Annotated in this window: 18 protein-coding genes and 1 pseudogene; 15 read left to right on the forward strand and 4 right to left on the reverse strand. The window is 51.8% G+C overall.

What is annotated here, in order from left to right:
• Positions 1-415: 415 nt before the first annotated feature.
• The 12 genes from AC3ZVB_RS20490 (at position 416) to AC3ZVB_RS20545 (ending at position 16452) form a co-directional block, all read left to right on the forward strand.
• Positions 416-679, forward strand: coding sequence for a DUF2790 domain-containing protein (locus tag AC3ZVB_RS20490; RefSeq protein WP_162438693.1), 264 nt, complete (start codon positions 416-418; stop codon positions 677-679).
• Between the two features lie 188 nt (positions 680-867).
• Positions 868-1182 (forward strand): hypothetical protein, encoded by a 315-nt coding sequence (locus tag AC3ZVB_RS20495; protein WP_194693763.1) that lies wholly within the window; start codon positions 868-870, stop codon positions 1180-1182.
• A gap of 517 nt (positions 1183-1699) precedes the next feature.
• Entirely contained in the window at positions 1700-2950 is a 1251-nt protein-coding gene (locus tag AC3ZVB_RS20500; protein WP_028622416.1) for a ribonucleotide-diphosphate reductase subunit beta, read from the forward strand.
• 288 nt (positions 2951-3238) lie between these two features.
• Complete coding sequence (locus AC3ZVB_RS20505; RefSeq protein WP_490147578.1) at positions 3239-4222, forward strand: hypothetical protein; 984 nt, start codon at positions 3239-3241, stop codon at positions 4220-4222.
• A gap of 237 nt (positions 4223-4459) precedes the next feature.
• Positions 4460-6061 carry a DNA cytosine methyltransferase gene (locus AC3ZVB_RS20510; RefSeq protein WP_490147579.1) on the forward strand — a complete coding sequence of 534 codons (1602 nt, stop codon included), beginning with the start codon at positions 4460-4462 and terminating at the stop codon, positions 6059-6061.
• Positions 6062-6150: 89 nt separating this feature from the next.
• Positions 6151-7596, forward strand: a complete 1446-nt coding sequence (locus AC3ZVB_RS20515; RefSeq protein WP_490147580.1) for an ATP-binding protein — start codon at positions 6151-6153, stop codon at positions 7594-7596.
• Between the two features lie 13 nt (positions 7597-7609).
• Positions 7610-10453, forward strand: a complete 2844-nt coding sequence (locus AC3ZVB_RS20520; protein ID WP_490147581.1) for a Z1 domain-containing protein — start codon at positions 7610-7612, stop codon at positions 10451-10453.
• Positions 10437-11450: a PD-(D/E)XK motif protein gene (locus tag AC3ZVB_RS20525; RefSeq protein ID WP_490147582.1), complete on the forward strand. Its 1014-nt coding sequence runs from the start codon at positions 10437-10439 to the stop codon at positions 11448-11450. The genes AC3ZVB_RS20520 and AC3ZVB_RS20525 overlap by 17 nt, the downstream gene beginning before the upstream one ends.
• Positions 11450-13258 carry an AIPR family protein gene (locus tag AC3ZVB_RS20530; RefSeq protein ID WP_490147583.1) on the forward strand — a complete coding sequence of 603 codons (1809 nt, stop codon included), beginning with the start codon at positions 11450-11452 and terminating at the stop codon, positions 13256-13258. Before AC3ZVB_RS20525 ends, AC3ZVB_RS20530 begins: the two co-directional genes overlap by 1 nt.
• A gap of 188 nt (positions 13259-13446) precedes the next feature.
• Positions 13447-13866, forward strand: a complete 420-nt coding sequence (locus tag AC3ZVB_RS20535; protein ID WP_490147584.1) for a very short patch repair endonuclease — start codon at positions 13447-13449, stop codon at positions 13864-13866.
• 386 nt (positions 13867-14252) lie between these two features.
• A complete protein-coding gene (locus tag AC3ZVB_RS20540) occupies positions 14253-14762 on the forward strand; it encodes a BRO-N domain-containing protein (RefSeq protein WP_490147585.1) in 510 nt (169 codons plus the stop codon).
• 700 nt (positions 14763-15462) lie between these two features.
• Positions 15463-16452 carry a hypothetical protein gene (locus AC3ZVB_RS20545; protein ID WP_490147586.1) on the forward strand — a complete coding sequence of 330 codons (990 nt, stop codon included), beginning with the start codon at positions 15463-15465 and terminating at the stop codon, positions 16450-16452.
• Here AC3ZVB_RS20545 and AC3ZVB_RS20550 read toward each other — a convergent pair whose 3' ends face one another.
• The 3 genes and pseudogenes from AC3ZVB_RS20550 to AC3ZVB_RS20560 all read right to left on the reverse strand — a co-directional run bounded on the left by AC3ZVB_RS20550 (position 16453) and on the right by AC3ZVB_RS20560 (position 18429).
• The gene (locus tag AC3ZVB_RS20550) at positions 16453-17142 is read right to left on the reverse strand and encodes a DUF6933 domain-containing protein (protein WP_490147587.1); all 690 of its coding nucleotides are present in this window, start codon (positions 17140-17142) and stop codon (positions 16453-16455) included. It lies immediately after the preceding gene.
• Positions 17143-17175: 33 nt separating this feature from the next.
• A pseudogene (locus AC3ZVB_RS20555) lies at positions 17176-17542 on the reverse strand (hypothetical protein).
• A gap of 71 nt (positions 17543-17613) precedes the next feature.
• Positions 17614-18429, reverse strand: a complete 816-nt coding sequence (locus AC3ZVB_RS20560; protein WP_490147588.1) for a sulfite exporter TauE/SafE family protein — start codon at positions 18427-18429, stop codon at positions 17614-17616.
• Between the two features lie 110 nt (positions 18430-18539).
• On the opposite strand from AC3ZVB_RS20560, the gene AC3ZVB_RS20565 reads away from it, so the two are divergent.
• The 3 genes from AC3ZVB_RS20565 to AC3ZVB_RS20575 all read left to right on the forward strand — a co-directional run bounded on the left by AC3ZVB_RS20565 (position 18540) and on the right by AC3ZVB_RS20575 (position 20124).
• Positions 18540-19307 (forward strand): AraC family transcriptional regulator, encoded by a 768-nt coding sequence (locus AC3ZVB_RS20565; protein ID WP_490147589.1) that lies wholly within the window; start codon positions 18540-18542, stop codon positions 19305-19307.
• Positions 19308-19400: 93 nt separating this feature from the next.
• Positions 19401-19718 carry a helix-turn-helix domain-containing protein gene (locus tag AC3ZVB_RS20570; RefSeq protein ID WP_162438686.1) on the forward strand — a complete coding sequence of 106 codons (318 nt, stop codon included), beginning with the start codon at positions 19401-19403 and terminating at the stop codon, positions 19716-19718.
• An 85-nt stretch (positions 19719-19803) separates the two neighbouring features.
• Positions 19804-20124, forward strand: coding sequence for a helix-turn-helix domain-containing protein (locus AC3ZVB_RS20575; RefSeq protein WP_490147590.1), 321 nt, complete (start codon positions 19804-19806; stop codon positions 20122-20124).
• Positions 20125-20149: 25 nt separating this feature from the next.
• On the opposite strand, the gene AC3ZVB_RS20580 is transcribed toward AC3ZVB_RS20575, so the two are convergent.
• Positions 20150-21670: an amidase family protein gene (locus AC3ZVB_RS20580; protein ID WP_490147591.1), complete on the reverse strand. Its 1521-nt coding sequence runs from the start codon at positions 21668-21670 to the stop codon at positions 20150-20152.
• Positions 21671-21708: the final 38 nt, after the last annotated feature.

Below are 21708 nucleotides of genomic sequence, written 5' to 3' on the forward strand. Positions count from 1 at the left end.
ATATCACTGAAAACTTAAACCTGAAGATCAACAACGCTCACTTTGTAGCCGCTGGCGAAGCCTGCGTCCGGCTGCGAAGCAGTCGTGAAATCTGATAGCGCAGTTTCGCCTGACACACCGCATGCCCCGAAATGACGACTGCTTCGCAGCCGGACGCAGGCTTCGCCAGCGGCTACAAGTCGTGTGTTACCGCTGGGAAACACCGATTGTTACGAAATCTGTCAAAGGTGTTTATCAAAACCCCACCTATATGAATTCACCCCCCGCGCCTAAAATCCAACTCGCCAACCAGGCAAGTGATTAACCCAGTTGCAGCCCCCACGAAGGCAGTTAATCCAAGACTCTTGTTAAAGCTCCACACGCAACCCCAAAAAGGTTGCGTGACCCCATTCGACCTCTAAAAGGTAAATTTGAAATGAAAGCTTTATTAGTTCTGGCCCTCTCCAGTCTGTGCGTAACCGCCATGGCAGACGAGGTCCCGACTGATGTCGCACAGCAAAAACCGGCCATTGAGGAATACACTTACTCCACTCACCTGGACATCGCCAAAGTTGTCTCCATGAGTGAAATCCCGAATGTGTGCGAAGTGGTTCCAATGAAAATGGAATACGACGACTCCACCGGTCAACGCCACATCCTGCGTTACAGCGTCATGGGTAACGGCTGCTCCAACGGCTGATCACCCGCCCCCCCTTTATACGGTTTGACCCGTCCGCCCGTTATTCCAGGCAGATGAAGCGCCAAACCGTATAGATCGATTTATACGATTGTTTTAAGCATTTATTTGCGCTTTTTAATCGATTTATCAAGCGTAGTATGAATTCCACACCCAAGGCACAAAACGCCAACGAACCTGGAGCCACTCCCATGAAAACCAAACTGATCCTCGCCCTGACCCTGTCTGTACTGGCCGCAAACACCTTTGCCGCCGACGGTTATGACCGCACCGGCTCGGCCACCTTCACCCACGAAGCAGCCGTCGCTGCAGATGGTTACGACCATACCGGTTCAGCGTCTTTCGCTGCCGATGGTTCGGATCACGTCGGTGTAGGCAAACTGGCTTCTGATGGGTTTGATCGTACCGGCGCCGCCAAAGTCGCTGCCGACGGTTTCGATCACACCGGTGCCGCGAAAGTCGCAGCCGATGGTGCCGATCACGTAGGCGCCGCTCGCTACAGCTGATCCTATAGCGTGACTTTACAGCCCGACCTCGGTCGGGCTTAGTTGTGTCCAGGGCTATCGAAAAACGCCTTTAAACACAAGATGTAGTGAAAAACGTGATTTTTTGGCTATTTTTTGAACAAAAAATCAGCACGTCAAAATTTAAGAAAAAAAATCTTCAGCCGCGTTATCCAGCCAAAGCCCTGTAAAGCCTCGCTCTGACCGAAAATCCCTCCTTCTCGACCGCTCCATGCGCGGATTCGCCCCACCACGGCCGCAAAAATTTCCCTATAATGCCGGCTTAAACGGGCCTGCAATATCCCCTTACAGGGGTCAAAAGCCAGTCTGAAGCCCACGCAGAACTGTTCACGCAATCTGCGCCCATCAGCGGCTTCGGTATACCCGTACAAAATTCTGTTTGATGCCTGCGTATAGCTGCTGCAAAAAACGATATTCCTTTAGATCCAACGCGGTCAGACCCGACCGTGTGAAAAACCATCACACGGGCATCTGGCCCTCACGCAGGAGACGACACGTCATGCTGAGCTGGGACGAATTCGACAAAGAAGACAGCGCCGAAACCGTGGTCAAAGGCGCCAACGCCGGCCACGCGACTGAAGCCAACATGGACCGCCTCGACACCGCAGGTGGTGTTGCCGCTCAAGAAGCTCGCGCTGTGACCGCGTCCGACTCCGCCGCCATCGCTCGCGCCAAGGCCGCCCTGGACAACCTCGACATCGCCGAAGGCCTCGCCGAACTCGAAGGCGCCTCCGCCCGTGTGGCCGTCGACGAAAAGCGCATGATCAACTGCCGCGCCGACCTCAACCAACTCGTACCTTTCAAGTACGACTGGGCCTGGCAGAAGTACCTGGACGGTTGCGCAAACCACTGGATGCCGCAAGAAGTCAACATGACCGCCGACATCGCCCTCTGGAAAGACCCGGAAGGCCTGACCGACGACGAGCGCCGCATCGTGATGCGCAACCTCGGCTTCTTCTCCACCGCCGACTCCCTGGTTGCCAACAACCTGGTCCTGGCCGTGTACCGCCTGATCACCAACCCGGAATGCCGCCAGTACATCCTGCGCCAGGCGTTCGAAGAGGCGATCCACACCCACGCCTACCAGTACTGCATCGAATCGCTGGCCATGGATGAAGGCGAGATCTTCAACATGTACCACGAGATCCCATCGGTCGCGAAAAAAGCCACCTGGGGCCTCAAGTACACCCGTTCGATCTCCGATCCGAAGTTCGAAACCGGCACCGTCGAAACCGACAAAGAGCTGCTGCGCAACCTGATCGCCTACTACTGCGTTCTGGAAGGCATCTTCTTCTACTGCGGCTTCACCCAGATCCTTTCCATGGGCCGTCGCAACAAAATGACCGGCGTCGCCGAGCAGTTCCAGTACATCCTGCGCGACGAATCCATGCACCTGAACTTCGGCATCGACGTGATCAACCAGATCAAAATCGAAAACCCGCACTTGTGGGATGCTGAAATGAAGGAAGAAGCTTCGCAGATGATTCTGCAGGGCACTCAGCTGGAAATCGAATACGCACGCGACACCATGCCTCGCGGCGTGCTGGGCATGAACGCAGCGATGATGGAGGACTATCTGAAGTTCATCGCTAACCGTCGTTTGAGCCAGATTGGTTTGAAGGAAGAGTATCCAGGGACGACTAACCCGTTCCCTTGGATGAGCGAGATTATGGACTTGAAGAAAGAGAAGAATTTCTTTGAGACTCGGGTTATTGAGTATCAGACTGGTGGGGCGTTGAGCTGGGATTGATTACCAAGTTCGCCGCGATTTAATAATTGTCCTCTGAGCAAATAAAAAAACCTCGACTCCGTCGGGGTTTTTTTGCGAAAAAACACTCCAATTGCAATTTGTACAGGAACCGCGCCTCCGCAACGCTGATCAGCGCCCGTGAGAACCGGCTTATGTTGACGAAAATTGCCTTGATCTAAAATTTTTTGATCAACAGTACTTGGATAAGCACCTTCCGCTAGGCATGATCTGGCATCTAGCCAGCACCTAGGTGAAGGGGCAGCTATTGGATGAGCAGGCGGAAGGGATATGGAAGTAACCGTAAAAGTCATGCATCGAGGAAGGGAAATAGACCAGATAACACGCCCTTTAAGATCGAGCGGAGGCCAGCCAGCAGTCACATACAAAAAGCTGCTCTGTCCGGTAATCGACGGCTGTATCCATATCGAGCCCGAATTCACTTTGGTAGTCCCCCCTCACACCATAGAAATGAGCGAATGGGCAACACTCGTGGCTCGTCTGCTGCCAACACAGCTTCCGACCCAGCGCACCGAGTGTTCAGAACTGCTTCAAAATTGTTTTAGAAAAATCCTTCCAGATGGTGTGGTACGAGCCGTGTCCTCACTCACTTTCACCGGGTTGGAACAGGAGGCACGTGAACTATTAGTCGATTTTTTGCGAGAAAAGCACGATTCTGAAAAATTGTTGAAGGAGCTTCGAGCGCAGCCACATTTTAACGAGAATCCTGAAGCGTCTAATCGTAACGTGGCCTCCCCACCCGGAAATATAGAACCAAGGTTCGGCGTCGAAGCAATCATTGACGATGAGCACTCTGATTGGGACTGGATGCCAGCACAGGAAACGAGCGCCCCAAGAGTTAATGACTTGGACCTCAGAAAAGAAGCAGAGCGAGTTCAGAAAACTATCGGGATTTTTCGATCTTCAGAGCAGGGGGCTGTAATTCCAGACCTCAATGTGCGTGAAGGCGAGTTTGCCTGGATGCACGAAAGTTCCCCCACCACTCAATATAGTAACGCGGCACGAATGGAAAGTGCGCTTGTAGAGCGAACCGCAAAACTCGGCAGCATCGCTTTGGATCTACTAAGGTATTTTGCCGACAATCCCGGAGATAGAGCCTCCCATGCGGAGTTGGTGTTGGGATACGCTACCACCGATATCAATAAGTTTCTCTCAGGCTCACTCAGTAGCTACTTGAAAAGAAGCGGATCAGGGGGCTGGGAATGTCAACCTTGGACACATGATGTACTGGCCGCATTAGATGAAGCCAGATGAACAGATTCTCAAGGAAGAAAAGCAGTTAGCCACCCTTAGGCGGACAGTACAATCTCTGTACCTACTGACGGCCCCATACGATGAGTGAAAAATGCGGTTACCACACGTACGCAGCAAGGATCGCACACATTTTTCCCCCAGCTCTAAGCTCTTTCCTCTGATGTGATTCGTCGCCAGGATTCTTTTGGCACAGTCAACGAGAATCAATTTCGTAATCCCTAGACAAAGCGTGGTTTCATGAGTCCTAGCTATCCCATTCAGATCGTGGATCTCTTTGCTGGGCCGGGAGGCCTTGGAGAAGGCTTCTCTTCTCATGCAGACAGTAACGGCGATACCTTTGAAATCAAGGTTTCTGCCGAGATGGAGGTATCTGCTCGCTCTACCCTGAGACTCAGAGCGTTCTACCGTCTTTTGAAAACCAGTCAACCTGAAGCTCTGGAGGACTATTACAACTTCTGCGAGACGGCAGATGTGCCGGAGCCTTACACAAGTAGAAGCTTAGAAGCATGGAAACATGCCGATCAAGAAGCCCAGCTTCTAGAGCTGGGCACAGATGAAGGCAACAAACGATTAGACAACATTCTGGATAGTCGCTTGGACGAAACCAAGCCATGGGTGCTAATTGGCGGACCACCATGCCAAGCCTACTCAGTTGTCGGCCGAGCCCGAAACCGTGGCAAGCAAAATTATCGGGCCGAAGACGACCACCGACATTTTTTGTATCGCGAATACTTAAGGATCATTCAGAAAAAGAGACCCGCAGTTTTCGTGATGGAAAACGTTAAGGGCATCCTCTCGGCACGTGTAGCTGGGAAGCTAATGTTTCCGCAAATTTTGCAGGACTTAGCTGACCCGGATGCAGCATTAGGTGAAAGCACCAACGGACCGAAGTATAAAATCTGTTCGCTTGCAGCGGATGACATGTATGAAAGCGATGCAGCATCAGAGAACATCGAGCCTAGTAATTACATCATTCGCGCGGAGGAATATGGAATTCCTCAGGCAAGACATCGCGTAATACTGCTCGGTGTTTCAGAGGAGTACTGGGGAGTGCTAGGTGATCACAAACTCACTCCAAATCCAGGTCCCACAATTGATCAGGTAATCGATCGGCTTCCGCAATTGCGGAGCACCCTTACCCGCGTTAAGGATTCCGCTGATCTGTGGTCGCAGGTGATAAAACAGCATCTAGTCGAACTCAGCAAAGAGTCTCTGCGCCAAGTCGCTGGAGCGCCAAAAAGCGTTTCCCTAGCAGCAAATCTAAGCATCCTCGCAAGTAGTTTTAGCGGTGCCGATATGAACTACGGAGGGCTACGAGTTCTAAAAACAAAATCTGGAGATGGAGTGACTGGCACTCATTTGGATGACTGGCTACCAGATCCACGACTCAAATACTGGCTTAACCATGAAGCCAGGGGCCATATGAGCTCCGATCTTCGTAGATACGTTTATGCAGCAGTGTTTGCTGATACGAACAAAAGCTCACCTAAAGGGCATCAAGATTTCAACCTTTCCGGGCTCGAACCAGACCACAAAAACTGGAAAACTGGAAAGTTCAATGATCGCTTCCGAGTACAACGATCCGGCATTACCTCAACTACAATAACGAGTCATATCGCCAAAGACGGGCACTATTTTATTCACTACGACCCCAGACAGTGCCGCAGTCTGACTGTTCGGGAGGCTGCTCGCCTGCAGACCTTTCCTGACAACTATTTCTTCTTGGGCAATAGGACTCAACAATTTCACCAAGTAGGAAATGCTGTACCGCCCCTACTAGCAAGACAAATTGCAGACGTTGTCGCACGCATTATTAGAAGCGGAAAAAACACAAAATAGCGCCAACAGTAATGCGGCATGTTCAACAAGGGAGAGCCAGCTTGTCATCTATATTCAAAAGTCGAAGCGCCCCCCCAAAAGCCAGCGCAATGGTTGAGGCACTGCGCGGACTCGGTTACAACACGCAGACTGCCTTGGCAGACATCATTGATAACAGTATTGCAGCTGGGGCAAATGAAGTTCGTATCGACCTAATCTGGGCAGGACTAGATAGCCGCATTCTCTGTCTCGACAATGGTAGTGGGATGTCCGAACACGGGCTAGATCGAGCAATGCGGTTAGGTGAACGCAATCCATTGGAGGAACGTTCTGCTTCTGATCTGGGCCGTTTTGGGCTTGGTCTCAAGACCGCATCCTTTTCGCAGTGTCGTAGACTTACGGTAGCAACGACCGGTAGCGACGGAACGCACGCGCTTCGCTGGGACCTAGATTATCTGGCAAGCAGCGCTGACGATGGCTGGCATCTTTTGGAAGGCGTACACCCTGGTTCGGAAGGTTTTTTGCATCGCCTCTGCGGTACACATCGAGGGACGCTTGTGCTATGGGAAGAGCTAGATCGAATTGTCACGCCCGGAAGCACAGTTCAAGACTTTCTCAATCTCGCAGATAAAATCGAGCAGCACCTAGGAATGGTCTTCCACAGATATCTGGAAGGAAGCAAACCTCGCCTCCAGATTTTGATCAATGATCACCCTGTAAGACCTTGGGACCCTTTCATGACGGATCACCCGGGGAAATCCTTCAACCCTCCTGTGTTCAAGCATCCCAATCGCAAAGGTATTGAAGCTGAATGTCATGTTCTACCTCACAAGGATATGCTCTCACCCGAAGACTTCGAACGACTGGGTGGTCCTGAAGGGTGGACTGCGCAACAGGGATTCTACGTCTATCGCAACGAACGCCTTTTAGTTGCTGGTAGCTGGCTTGGCTTAGGAACTGGTAGATCATGGACGAAGGATGAAGCGCACCGACTAGCAAGAATTCGACTTGATATTCCCAACTCGGCCGATGCCGATTGGAAAATTGATATTCGAAAATCGACCGCTAGACCTCCTGTATACCTACGTGATTGGTTGACCACTCTTGCTGAAGCCACTCGTTCACGTGCCAGGAGAGCCTTTGCCCATAGAGGTAGACCTTCTCTATTAGGGAATAGACAGGTTATCGAGGCTTGGAAAATTGAGCGCTTGGCAAGCGGAGTACGCTATAGAATTGACAGCGACCATCCTGCCGTAAGAGGGGTATTAGATGAGGCCGGCGCATTGCTCCCACAGATCAAGGTGATGCTGCGCGTGATCGAGGAGACCGTCCCAGTCCAAAGAATATGGATCGATACGGCAGAGAATAAGGATACCCCATGCACGGGATTCGAAAAAACATCATCTGAAGAAGTTAATGAGATTCTGATGATCATGTATCGCAGCATGATTGAAAAGAAGGGTTATTCACCTTCCTCTGCAAAGGAACAACTTAGGGCAACAGAGCCCTTCCACGCTTTCCCCTCACTAGTGAATGCCCTGCCTGACATTATTTAAGGAGTAATGACGGATGTCTGAAGACAACAAATGGAGTGTGGTCAAGATAGTCCAAGAAATGCTTGCAGACGAACAGGACAAGTCCGTCATTACACCAGCACTCATTTCGCAGAAAATCGACATGGTCCTGAAGATCATGCCAAAAAAGGCAGAGGGGCTCGACCGTAACGCAGTCACCGACGAACTAATCAGACGTTTTAGCATCTGGGTGGGAGATGACTCATCGCTTGTCGATATGGCTGGACATATACCTTGGTTAACAACTGAGCAGAAGAAGGAGTGGCGCTACTGGCGAAGGTATCGAGAATGGCAGGAGGGGAAGTTGTCTTGGAGTGCGGTGGAAGCACTCGACAAAACCACCGACAACATTCTTTCGATGCTGGAAGACCCAAAACGAGAAGGTTTTTGGGATCGTCGGGGCATGGTGGTAGGGCACGTACAGTCAGGCAAAACGGGCAACTATACTGGTCTTATCTGCAAATCAGCTGATGCCGGTTATAAAATCATCATCGTACTAGCAGGACTTCATAACAACTTACGCGCTCAAACACAAATGAGATTGGATGAAGGGTTCCTAGGCTATGAAACGAGTCCCATCGAAGGAGAAGGGAACGTCGCAATCGGTGTAGGGAAGATTGACCCATCCCCAGCATTGCGCCCCCAGTATGTAACTAACAGAACAGAAACCGGTGATTTCAACACAAGATTTGTGAGAAACCTTGGTGTTTCCCCAGAACAAAAACCATGGCTTTTCGTCGTCAAGAAAAACAAGACTGTCTTACAGCGCCTGCTGAAGTGGATTCATAAGCATGTAGCAGAAACGACAGATCAGGAATCAGGTCGCCCTCTAGTAACTCATCTACCACTTCTCATTGTGGACGACGAGGCTGATCATGCGTCGGTAGATACGGGTGAAAAGGTAGTCGATGAAAATGGTTCTCCAGATCTCGAACATGAACCAACAGCTATCAACAGTCTCATTCGCCAGATACTGCATTCTTTTTCTAGAAAGGCTTATGTGGGTTACACAGCAACGCCATTTGCGAATATATATATTCATGAACACGGTGAAACTACAAAGGAAGGCCCGGACCTGTTCCCAGCGGCCTTCATCACGAATCTCGCTGCCCCCTCAAGTTACGTAGGCCCGTCACGAGTTTTCGGGCTTGCCAGTGAAGATGGACGAACTGGCGCTCTCGATTTGATTCGATTGATATCCGATCAATGTTCGCCAGATGGAAAAAGCGGATGGATGCCAGTAAGCCACAAAAGCAATTACGTACCTGCCATTAATGGCGAGGACGTAATGCCTCCTTCGCTGATAGAAGCAGTCAATTCTTTCATTCTGGCATGCGTCATCCGCCAACTTCGCGGACAGGGTGCTGAACACTGCTCGATGCTTGTCCATGTCACCCGTTTTAATCTAGTCCAGCAACATGTGCATAGACAAGTCCAAAGTTATGTAATGCACGTCAAGCAAAGACTTAGAAGACAGATAGACCATAAAGATTTTTTGGCCGAGTTACGTGTTCTCTGGAATCGTGATTTTCTTACAACTAGCCAGAGCATTGCTGAACAGACTTCGGATGCACTCTATCAATTAACTAGCAGCTGGGAGGACATTGAACAGGCTCTCCCTGATCTACTGGACCAAATTGATGTACGCATGATAAATGGTACGGCAAAGGATGCACTGGACTATGCCGATAGTGCGACAGGGCTCAAGGTCATCGCTATTGGTGGGGACAAATTGGCCCGCGGCCTGACCCTTGAAGGGCTGTGTGTCAGCTACTTCCTTCGCGCCTCTAAAATGTACGACACATTAATGCAGATGGGCCGTTGGTTCGGCTATCGACCAGGATACCTAGATGTTTGTCGCCTCTATACCACAGAAGATTTGACTGATTGGTTTGAACACATTGCCGACGCGGCCGAAGAACTCAGATCCGAATTTGACTTCATGATGGAAAGCGGTCTGACTCCCCGTGACTATGGCCTTAAAGTCAAATCCCATTCCGTCCTGATGGTCACATCTCCTCTAAAAATGAGGACTGCAAAAACCCTGTACCTTTCTTTTAGCGGTGACATCGTCGAAACCGTTAGCTTTTTCAAAGACAAAGCAAAGATTGAACAAAACCAAACTGCATTCAATAGCCTTGTTGCCAGTATTGGACCTGCCTCTGCCATTCCTTCACAGCAGCGAAACGGGCAACAAGACAATTGGAGTGGAGCGAAATGGGTCGATGTTCCCGCACAACCGGTCATTGACTTCCTAAGAGCTTATAAGACTCACCCGGATTCTCGAAAGGTGCGGAGCGATCTATTGGCCGACTTTATCGAGGAAATGACCCGCTCAAGTGAATTGACATCATGGACAGTCGCAGTTATCGGTGGTGGCGTTGAAAGAACAGAAGATGTAGCAGGTTGTAAAGTAAAACGAATGAAACGCCAGAATAAGTCGCTGGAGTCTGATGACAAGTACTCCATCGGGCGTCTACTCTCCCCACAAGATGAAGCAATCGATCTTGATGAGGAGTCATGGAATGCAGCACTCAAACTCACACAGAGGGGCTGGAAACCCGACCCCGGGCGCTCAAAAGGCCGAGAGCTACCCGTAGTACCGAGCGGACCTAGTATCAGACATATCCGGGGATTGGGCGGAGAAAATATCGCACCGCATCCTGAAAGAGGACTTTTACTGATATCTCTTCTCGACCCGGAAAAATCTAACGTTACGGGAATTGAAACATCAGTAGTTGCATTCGCCATCAGCTTCCCTGGAAGTAAAGCAGGAAAATCTGTGCCATACATAGTCACTAACCTTCTATGGGAGCAGCAGTATGGCGGCACTGAGTAGCACCGAGATTCTCGGAATCTGGCGAGCTCTTCCCGGTAACGTGTCAACGCCAGGCTGGAGAGCGATTGATCTCTTCCATGCTGGAACCTACCGAATCAAAGCTGCAAGACATGCGCCTGGAAATGAGGAAGCAGTACTGATTGGTTTTTCCAGTGCCAAAATAGCACCAACCTCACAGTTTCCGTCGGGCCAAGGATTTCGCATGGAACGAGCGTCTCTTGGTGAGGCTTCAGGTGGTTTACAGTGGCTCGCAATCGTCTGCCAACCTTCAGGAAATCTTGAATTATTTGCTGCAGTTGTCATCGATATATGCGGGTTACTGCACTCTACCTGCCATTGCCCTGAAGACGTTGTTTATCAGCGGCTTCTAGGGCGAGTTCGCGGGTGGCAGGAATTCATGCGGAATGGGCGGGAGGGTTTGAACTCCGAAACTGAACTGGGGCTGGTCGGGGAACTTTGCCTGCTTCAACGCCTTCTTGATGAAGGAATGCTAATTTTCTCGGCGGTTGACGGCTGGAAGGGGCCACTTGACGGGTTGCATGATTTTCAGTTGGGTGCTGGCGCCATAGAGGTCAAGTCCACTATGGCAACAGAGGGCTTTCCTGTTCGAATTGCATCTTTGGATCAGCTGGACGAGTCTCGACGCTCCCCGCTCTTCCTAGCCGCTCTTCGCTTTGTGACGAGTGAATTGGGAGCGTCTCTGCCCGAGTTTATCACCGACATGCGCATACGCTTGGAACCAGATACGGCAGCAACTCGACTTTTCGAACAGGCTTTAATACATGTCGGATATTTGGACATGCACGCAGAAATTTATAGTCGGCGCTTCTCATTAAGTGAACTCAGAATCCATCTCATAGATTCAGAGTTTCCTAGATTAGCTCCCTTCAACGTCCCGACAGCAATCCGTCGAGCACAGTACGAGCTCGATTTGTCATTACTTTCGATCACCAATCATCCTCTCGCGGATGCGCTCGAACAACTTGGAGTCGCTTGATGGAACTTGTGGACTTTCTTCGTGAAATGCACTCATCTATCAGAGAAGAAGTAGAGAAAGATGTTGCACCCGGTGAGATCCCGGTTCCAGCGGAAGCAGTATTCACAGAACATGTAATGACACACATGTCGGACGAGGGTATTACCTTCGAGCCAATTGTCTGTCACTACGGGGCAAAAATTGGAAGTCATAAGGTGAAAATCAGTGGTTACTCTGTCTCAGATTCGACTGACGACCAAGGAAACCCTGATCGACTGGACTTGTTTGTTAGCCTTTACAAAGGATTAGAAGAGATTGAGACCATACCTGACGTAGAGATAGGAAGGGCAGCAAAGCAAGGCCTGCATTTTCTAAAGTTCTGTGCAACTGGCAAGCTTTCTCAAGAACTTGATGAAACAAATGAAGTGTACCCGCTAGTTAAAGAGGTAGAACGTGTCTACAAGAGTTTAGACAATATCCGAATCTTCGTTATTACAGACGGACAGGCTAAAACTAGAGATTATGCAGCTCAAGATATCGAAACCAAGCAGATTCGCCTTGAGGTCATGGACATCCAGCGCTTGTATAATCACTGGCAAGAAGGTCGCCCACGAGACGAGCTGGTGGTCAATTTTCAAGAGCTTTGCGGTACTGCCCTACCTAGCGTTTGGGTACCAGGCGTAGGAAAAGACGAGTACGACTATGCACTGACTGCTGTTCCCGGCGAAGCTCTGCGCTTTCTCTACGAAAAATATGGACCACGCATTCTTGAAGCAAACGTTCGTTCTTTCCTAGGAGTAAGCAGCAAAGGCGTCAACAAGGGAATCCGCGACAGCCTGAGGGACCATCCCGATCGATTCATGGCTTATAACAATGGCATTGTCATAGTTGCTGATGACGCCAAACTGGATCGTGCATCGGACGGTTCGACAGGCATCTTATGGCTGCAGGGCATGCAAATTGTTAATGGAGGGCAGACGACTGCCTCCATCTACTTCGCTAAGAAAAAAAATCCCGATATTGACCTGAGCCGCGTTAGAGTGCCTGCCAAAATAATTGTGCTTCGAAAAGGTCAGGAAGAAGATGAGGAGCTAATTTCCAAAATCTCCAGATACGCCAACAGTCAGAACGTCGTCAAACAGTCGGATCTCTCTGCCAACAAGCCGTACCACCGAGAGTTGGAAAAACTTTCGATGCGCTCCTTCTGCCCCGATGGAGTAGGTCGCTGGTTCTACGAGCGTTCTGCCGGCAGCTACAAGGTAATGCTTGAGAAGGAGGCGTCTACTCCCACCCAGAGGAAAAAGCTGCAGGCGGCCATCCCATCACATCGAAGGCTTACTAAGCCGGATCTGGCGAAGTTCCTGCTTGCTTGGGATCAACAACCTCATGTGGTTAGCCTAGGCAGTCAAAAGAACTTTCAAGCGTTTATGGATGAGCTTTCCGAGCGCGAGCTTGCGGGGAAAAATGTGATCCCGGATCAGAATCAATACAAGCAAATGATTGCCAAGGCAATCATCTTCAAGTCAGCACACAAGATAATCCGGCCGCTGTTCCCCGCATTTCAAGCCAACATCACCGCGTATACGGTCTCTATTGTCGCGCTTAGGCTCGGCTCAACCTTCGATTTCCAACGAGTTTGGCAGGAGCAGGCTATCTCTCCACAATTGCAAAAACAAATAGCCACATGGGCTCACGAAGTTAGCGACGCGCTTCATCAAGGAGCGGGAGGGAAAATGGTTTCCGAGTGGGCCAAGAAGGTGGAGTGTTGGTGGAAAGTAAGGGATTTTGACTACTCGCGAGTTCAAAAAGCAATACCCGAGGCTTCTTAATGTCGAGTTAGCGTTAAAATCTAGAACGAGTGGATATTTTCTGCATTGGAATGCACTCCTGTTATGAGAAGTTCAAGCACCAATGAATAAGAGGTCAGTATTATTAGTGCTGTCCTCAACACGGTTTGAACAGCATTTAAGATGTGCTGAAATGACTGAGAGTTAGCTCCCATTGAGTAATGGCTTGAATGAGCGCAGATATAGTCACCCGAGAACATAGGTCCAAGATCATGTCAATGATCAAGGGCAAAAACACGAAGCCTGAAATGCTAGTGCGATCGGTGTGTCATGAGTTGGGGCTTCGTTATCGTCTGCATCGGAAGGATCTGCCAGGAAAACCTGACTTGGTGTTCCCCAAGCATCGATTATGCGTATTCGTCCATGGCTGCTTTTGGCACAGGCACCCTGGATGCAAGTATGCGTATACGCCCAAGAGCAGGCTGGATTTCTGGCTGCCAAAACTGGCAAAGAACGTCGAGCGAGATCTTGACGCACAGCAGGCGCTCATCGTTCGAGGATGGAGAGTGGTGATCATTTGGGAATGCCACACAAAAAACAGAGAAGTCCTACGTACTGAAATACAGGAAGCATTCGGCTTGAATGCTTAGCCCTAAACATTTTCGACCGAGAAATGATGAACCCTTTTGAAGGGTTGACCGCTAGGCATTGACCCCCTAGGCTCTCAATTCGGCGCCTAAGAAACGCCTCAACCAGAGCGGTCCTCCGCACCCGACAGTCATGCGGCTTTTTTTCGTCTGCGGTTTCACTACGCCTGCGAGAAAATCCCCGTTATGTCGGGAGTGGGCGAATACAAGACCCGAAAGGGGAATATGTCCGGCCCGTCTCTGGTGGGTTTCTTAGCTCCCGACACCCATAACGAATGCCCTAAGAAAGCAGCCAGAGGTAAAGGAAATGCCTGACATTCCGACCTTCAAGATGAAGGCGACTCGCCTTACCCAGTCCAACCACGCGCTTCCGCTCCAGGAGGCTCGCCATGCCTGAATCACTCACACCTACCCTTTTCAACCGTCACAACGTTCACCTGCATGCCCTCCTCTTGGAGAACCAGGCATGGTTCTGTGCGCATGATCTAGGACGACTGATGGGGAAACACCTCGATGAACGCATGACGCGTAAGCTCGATGCAGACCAGAGGCAAATGATGCTCGTCGACATCTACGGTGCAGCCAAAGAGCGTTTGCTGGTGAGCGAGTCAGGCGCGTATGCGTTGCTGATTTATCACTACTGTCCCGAGAATCGAATGCTGCGAGAGTGGCTGACGCATCAGGTGGTGCCCGCGCTGCGTGATGCGCAGCCGACGCGCATGGTGGAGCGCCCTACATTGAGCGTGCTTGACTGGCCGAAGATGTCGCTCTGTATGTTGCACTGGCAAGATGAACCGTGGATTCGGTTACGGGATATGCCGTGTGTGTTGGCGGATGATCCTTTTAATAGACATGAGTCTTGGTGGCGGAAAGCATCACGACTGATGCGTGGATACTGATTAATAGCCCATGCAAAAATCCGCTGACGGCGTTACCGGTAGCGGATTTTTGTTCGGTGGCGAATTGCCAGGCATTCAATTCGGTGTGTGTGTTTACGCTACCGTGCTCACCGGATTTAGGGGCGCTGCGCAGCCCAGCGGAAGCAAACTCCCTCGCCACAGTGAGTTGTATTGCTGCTGATTTAGCGCAGGGTAGATGTATCGAGTTGATTCTTGAAATCGCGAACATGCTCACTCCTACAGGTTTGGTGTGCGCCGTGGGCTGAGTGGCGAGCTGAAAACATTCAACTCGACCCGCCCCGCCTGCCGCTTTTGATACTCTTCCCCGTCAATGTCGTATGGTGTTCGATGCGATGAAAGGGTTGACGATGTATAGCAGTCGAGATGCACGCATTCCTGCACATTTATTTTCAGGTTTTTCCTGCCTACAGCCCTTACCTATAAGCCTTCGAGCTCGTGAAAGATGCAAAACGCTGCACATTTATTTGCACATTTTTCCGCGGAAATCATGTTGCTTGCGATGAATCAAGCGGCTTCCATTTTTGGCTGATCAAACCCACATACTACGATCCTCAGCCACCGCCTGCGCAGCCCCCTGACAACTGAGAACGTCGATGCGATGAGCTTGAATTAACACGTGCGCCATCGCGCACCTCCCGCTATTAATACGCCACTGTTCTCCCTCGGACCCGAGCCCACCATGAAATTCGACCTCGCCTACTGCCTCAGCCTCGACGACAAGCTGTCGATCTATGACGTGCGCGATTTGAATTTCGACGAGACCATGGCGTTCGATTCTGCGAAAGAACATTTCCAATGCCCCAATGACGCCTGCAGGGCCGCGTTCGATGGGTTGAATGTGTTGACGACGTTCAACGCCAAAAACGTGAACTACGTCCGCACTCCGCATTTCAAGAACACGCCAAGCACCCGGCATGTTGCGGACTGCCCTTATGTCAGTCTCAAATCGCCGGCGCCTGGAGTGGACGCGGATGGGGCGGAAACGGATGACAGTCGCGAGGAGCATTTCCCATCGGAGTTGTTGCTGACTCGACGTGAGTATGTGCGCAAGCCTTCGAACACGACGGTGGTGGCCGATGTAGTTCGTGAGGAGGCGAAACCGTATTTAGCCGCAGGAGATGTCGAAAAACCTGCCCACGATTCCGCGCCAGACAAGACCAGCATCTTCGCCCATCCAGTGGAGTGTTTCGTCTCGAACTTCGAAGACAAAGAACTGCTCAAGCGTATGCCTTTGAAGATTGGCGAGCACACGGCGCCCTATGGATCATTCTTCAAGAAGATCGAGTACCTGACGGACAACAAGGGGCTGATTTACTGGGGCAAGATCAAGGAGATCAAGGATTACACCCAGAGCTTTCGCATCGATTTCGAGCAGAAGGTCTGGTTTAAACAAGCGGACGAGGCGAAGAAAAAGCCGTACTCAGTCAATGTGTACCTGAGCAAAAAGCTGATCGACAACTACCGCAAGCGCAAAGCGTTTCTGGAAGAGATCAAGCACGCCATCGAGAGTGGGAAGGACTTGTATTGCTTCTTTTATGGCGTGACGCCGGAGTTGAAACAGGTGCCGAGCAAGAAGAACCCCGAGCAGACGTTCGGGGTGTTCAGTGCGAATATCGAGAACCTGGATCACTTCATTATTCGGGAAGCGCCGGGGTTGGCGCCGCAGTGATCAGCTTTGTTGGAGTTGTCGCTCAAGATCGTAAATCTCCCGCTTCACCTCTTTATATCGATCACGTGCAGACTGAATAGCTTGCTCATCACACCCGCAGTAATTGCGTAACCAATACACCATCATTACCTCACTCGGACAGTAATAGTCTTTTTGACCTTTACTGCCTCTGAGGAATTCGTTCATCCTCGCATCGAAGCGGCCGGCCGCGTACTCATCCGGCGGTAACGTGCCCCACTCCGCAGCGCAATCCTGGAAGAACCAGGAGATATCGTCGATGTGCTTTTGCGCACCACGATGTCGGCGTTTGTACAGCACATACTCACGATTGCTTTTCTCAAAACGCTCCATCATTGGCTCGTCTTCGACCCAACGCAGGATGTCGTGCTGCCCCGCATGATGGGTCAGGCCATTTATCCAACGCTCGGTAAAACGTCGGACGAAACCCTCAACGTCAGCCTTCTTGGCCTCCGCGAAAATCATGCAATAACGGGTTTGCACATGGATGACCAACAACACGTGTTTGCGTTGGACGGTGATGGCATGAACCAGCCACTGCTCGCTGAACTCGACAAGCTCGTCGTCCTCGATAATCGGCGATGGCGGTTTCTCCAATGGAGTGATTTTCTTGCCCTTGTACACACGGCTGAAGAAGTTGCTGGCCGCTTCGGTGCAGTTGAAGATAAGCATCCTTGGTCCTTGGGTTCTGTGAATTGAAGGACCTCAGTCCTGGCGCACGATCTCGTCAACCCATTCAAGTTCATAGGGCTGGCGAACTACATCCGAGATGTAAGCCAACGCGTCTTCGCTCAGAACTGATATCTCGGCGTCGGTCAGCAAGTCGTGCATGACATACAACCGTAAGCCCCATAGCGCACTGGAGCGGGATTGACTGTACCGGTCAAAGGCCTGAGCCATGTCTTTGTTACGATCATGGATCAACCCGTAAAGCATTCCGTATCGCGCATGCTGACAGCGCTCCATGCTGGGTAATTGCTTTGGCATCGGCGAGAACACCTTGGCAGAACCTATCGAGCGCAATCTTGCGCAGCTCCTTAAATTTCTTCCAGTCGCTTTCGAGAATTGTCATGACATCCTCCTGCATCGAACTTTGAACAATGCAAAGACGTGTTCTTGCGAATAAACAGAGCGGTTACAACCCTAGCTGAAGCACATGCTCAGCATGACCAACATTAACAAACCAACATAAACCCGCGCATGCACCCGATCCGGAATACGACCGATCCATGGCGTAGCCAATCGAATACCCAATAACGACCCCATCGTCAAAACCGCAAACGCCAGCAGATCCACATAGCCGATGAACCACGCCCCCAGATCAAACTCGGTGAACCCCGCCATCCCCATGTAAGTTAGCGTTCCTGCCACTGCCACGGGCAGGCTGAGCGGATTCGCCATGGACGTCGCCTGGGTCATGCTCAACCCACAGCGCCGTAATAAAGGCACAGTCATGACGCTACCGCCTACGCCAAGAAACGTAGCAATAGCGCCGATTCCTACACCTCCACCAGAAACTTCCGCCCTCCCCAATCGACGTGGACTTTCGTTATCGGTTTGCGTAAGAAATCCGCGTCTGAGCAGGCAATCCAGAATGGTTACGCCCAGATAGGCGATGAAGGCATAGCGAATCACCTCGCCACTCACCCACATCGCCGCGACCGCGCCAACGACTGCACCCACTCCGATGTACCCGCCCAACGGCCACAAGTAGTCTCGGATCAGATTGCCGGCGCGACGGTGTTTTGCGGTGGCAACCAGTGCGTTGACGATCATGACGCAGGTCGAGGTAGCGACAGCAATGTGCATCGCCGATTGGCCGATGGAGTCGTCTGCACCGCTGCTGGTCATAAGCATGCGGTACAGCAATGGCACGACCACGAAGCCGCCGCCAAAGCCAAACAGCACAGCGGTAGCGCCCGTCATGCAGCCGAAAAGTGTCAGCAGTAAATAGAACATCGCGTGTCGTCCGCTGGTTGAGGGGGGATGACGATAAACCGGCCGGGGTTGGCTCGCTTCAGCAAGCCAGCCAATAATGTTCGCGTTTACGCCAATCGCCGGATGTCTCAATGCGCAATGTTTCAATTGATCTGCTGGATGACACGCCGCGACCCGTGGTAGCGACCGGTTCGGATTATTCCTACGGGCATCTGTTACCCCGTCATACGCACCGGCGCGCGCAATTGTTGTATGGGGCAACCGGGGTGATGCAGGTGAGTACGCACGACGGCAACTGGGTCGTGCCACCGCAGCGTGCGGTGTGGATACCAGCGGGCATTGCCCACGAAGTGGTGATGTTAGGGGTGAGCACCCGCAGCCTTTACGTCGAACCGGGGACTGTCGATCTGGGGAGTCGTTGTCAGGTGATCAGTGTTTCGCCGTTGATGCGGCATTTACTGATGGAGGCAGTGGAGATTCCCTTAACGTATGACGAGGCCGGGCGCGATGGAGCGCTGATCGATTTGCTGCTGCACGAATTGGCACGCAGCACTCATTTACCGCTGCACATTCCGTTGCCTGTGGACGCCCGGCTCCTCGGGTTGTGCCAAGGTTTCGTGCAGCATCCCGATGCACACCAGTCGCCGCAGCAGTGGGCTGATCATTTGCATATCAGTCTGCGCACGTTCAATCGTCTTTTTCGCCAGCAGACCGGCTTGAGTTTCAGTCAGCGGCGACAGCGCGCCTGCGTGGTGTTAGCACTGGCGCGGTTGGCGGAAGGTGAACCCGTAACGCGGATTGCGCTGGACTTCGGTTACGACAGCCCCGCAGCGTTCTCAACAATGTTCCGCCGCGCCCTGGGACAGGCGCCGTCCGTCTGGTTGAACGGGACGAAATAGGAAAATCGAAAAAATCAATTTGATCCGGGCGCAAAACAACTGTACAAAAACACAGTACATTTAAAACCAGCACTCTCGAGCCCGGAGAACACCATGGCCTCTCACGCAATCAAAATCACCCTGGAACGCATCGCCCTTTTTCAATTCACCCCCGCCCACTGTGCCCAAGCCCGGGCAATGCTGGGTTGGAGTATCGAAGAGTTGTCCCGGGAATCCGGGGTGTCGGTAGAGGCCATTCAGCGATTCGAGAATGAGCAAACCGTGCTGGATGTCACTCGATTGGCGTTGGCTTATCGGCTGGAATCCGAAGGCCTCGCGTTCTTCCCAGGGTTTGCGCCGGGTAGAGGCATGAACGTGCGAGGGTCCACGCCCAATCCAGTTGGGCGGGCGGATTATGCGATGGTTGAGTAAAAAATCATGGATGGAAGATTATCCCCATATAGATATATTCTCGTAAGCGTAAAAGGAGCGCAGGACCACGCAAGAGGATCATAAAATGATTGAAATCGAAGAAGGCAGTGGCAACGTCTACGAAGATCTCGGGACACCTGACGCCAGTGAAATGCGAGTCAAATCCCAGTTGGCGGCAAAGATCGGCGAGATCATTAAAGCTCGTCATTTGACTCAAGTTCAGGCGTCCGAGATTTTAGGACTGTCACAACCGAAACTCTCCGAAATGTTGCGAGGAAAGTTTCGTGGCATCAGCGAGTCCAAAATGTTGGATTGCCTTTTACTACTTGGGAGAGACGTTCAAATCGTCGTTAAGTCAGCCCCCCGTTCAAGAAAAGAGGGCCGGATTGAAGTGGTTTTCACCTGAAGCGTACTGGGTTGCTAATCACAAACTAAGGTTTGAATTGAGGCACTTGCCGCGCATGGGACGCTTGTTCATAGCCATAAGCCAATGCCAGCAACGTGGCCTCGCTCCACTGTGTTCCGAAGAAGAATACCGACGTTGGCACCCCGCTTTCTTCAATGCCGGAAGGCATCATGATGCCGGGATATCCAGCCAGGGATATGACGTTCAACCCCGGTGAACCGACGTCCATGACCACGGCATCCAGTTGATGCGTTGCCAGCAATTCATCGATGACCGCTGCGTTTTCCCGTTGAATGTTCTGCCACAACTCGTTATAGGTAGGTTCGTCAAAAACAACGTTTTCGACCTGCTTCAAGAAGGCGTGCCCATGCCCCTCTGTGCCGGGATCGTTTTCGGTGAAGCGCACAATTTCTTCTACGCTATCGACCGCAAGACCCGTTCGGGTCGCAAGGTATTTCGGAATGTATTTTTTGAAGCTCATCGACAGGGCCTTTTCTATCCCTGGGGAATCAGGATCTTTGAACTCGACCGGTATCAACGTGGCGCCTGCGGCCTGCATGACCTCCAACGCTTCTGAAAACTGCGGATCGTCTTTCATGGCTTGACCGCTGGCGTCGAACTTGACCGGATAGCCGATGCGCCGCGCAACCAGTGAGTCGGGTTGCAGCAGTGCCGTGTAATCCATCCCTTTGAGGGCGTGAGGTTGTTTGACCGGATCGGCGTCGTCACTGCCCGCCATGGCGTTCAACAGCAATGCGGCGTCCCTGACGGTTCGTGTCATCGGCCCTGGCGTGTCGAGTTTGGGCGCCAAAGGGACGATGCCACTGCGACTCAACAACCCTGTTGTGGGTTTGAGGCCTACCACGCCATTGAGGGAGGCTGGGCAGATGATCGAGCCAGAGGTTTCGGTTCCAACGGTTAACGGTGCAAAACCTGCAGCCACTGCCGCACCGGAGCCCGAGCTTGAGCCGCAGGGTGTGACACTCAGCACATGGGGATTTTTGGTCTGTCCACCGCGTCCGCTCCAGCCTGGAGGGATTTCGGGATCGCGGAAGTTAGCCCATTCGCTGAGATTGGTTTTCCCCAGGATGACCGCTCCCTCAGCCCTGAGACGTTGTACGACAAAAGCATCCTGCGCGGCGGGTTGCCCGACCATGGCCAAAGATCCGGCACTGGTTTGCATCTGGTCGGAGGTGTCGATGTTGTCCTTGAGCAGGACTGGAATGCCATGCAACGGACCACGAATGCGCCCCTGCTGTCGCTCCTGGTCCAGTGAAGCGGCGATGTCCAGCGCATCCGGGTTGAGCTCGATGATCGAATTGATTGCCGGGCCGTTTTTATCCAGCGCCTCGATACGCTGTTGCAGGTGCTGCACGATTTTCACAGCGGTTAGCTGGCCACGATCCATTCTTTTGCCGAGCTCATCGACACTCAGGTATTCCAGCCTCGACTCGGGTGCAGGCGTTTGCGCATGGGCGGCGCCAGCGATTGAAAGCAGGACAATGACGGACAGCCGCGTCATGCGGCCTTTCAAATTTACATCCATGTGAACGGTATCCTTGTGATGACTGATGGCGAGTGACA

It is taken from the genome of Pseudomonas sp. MDV22-iso1 (genome assembly GCF_058145095.1).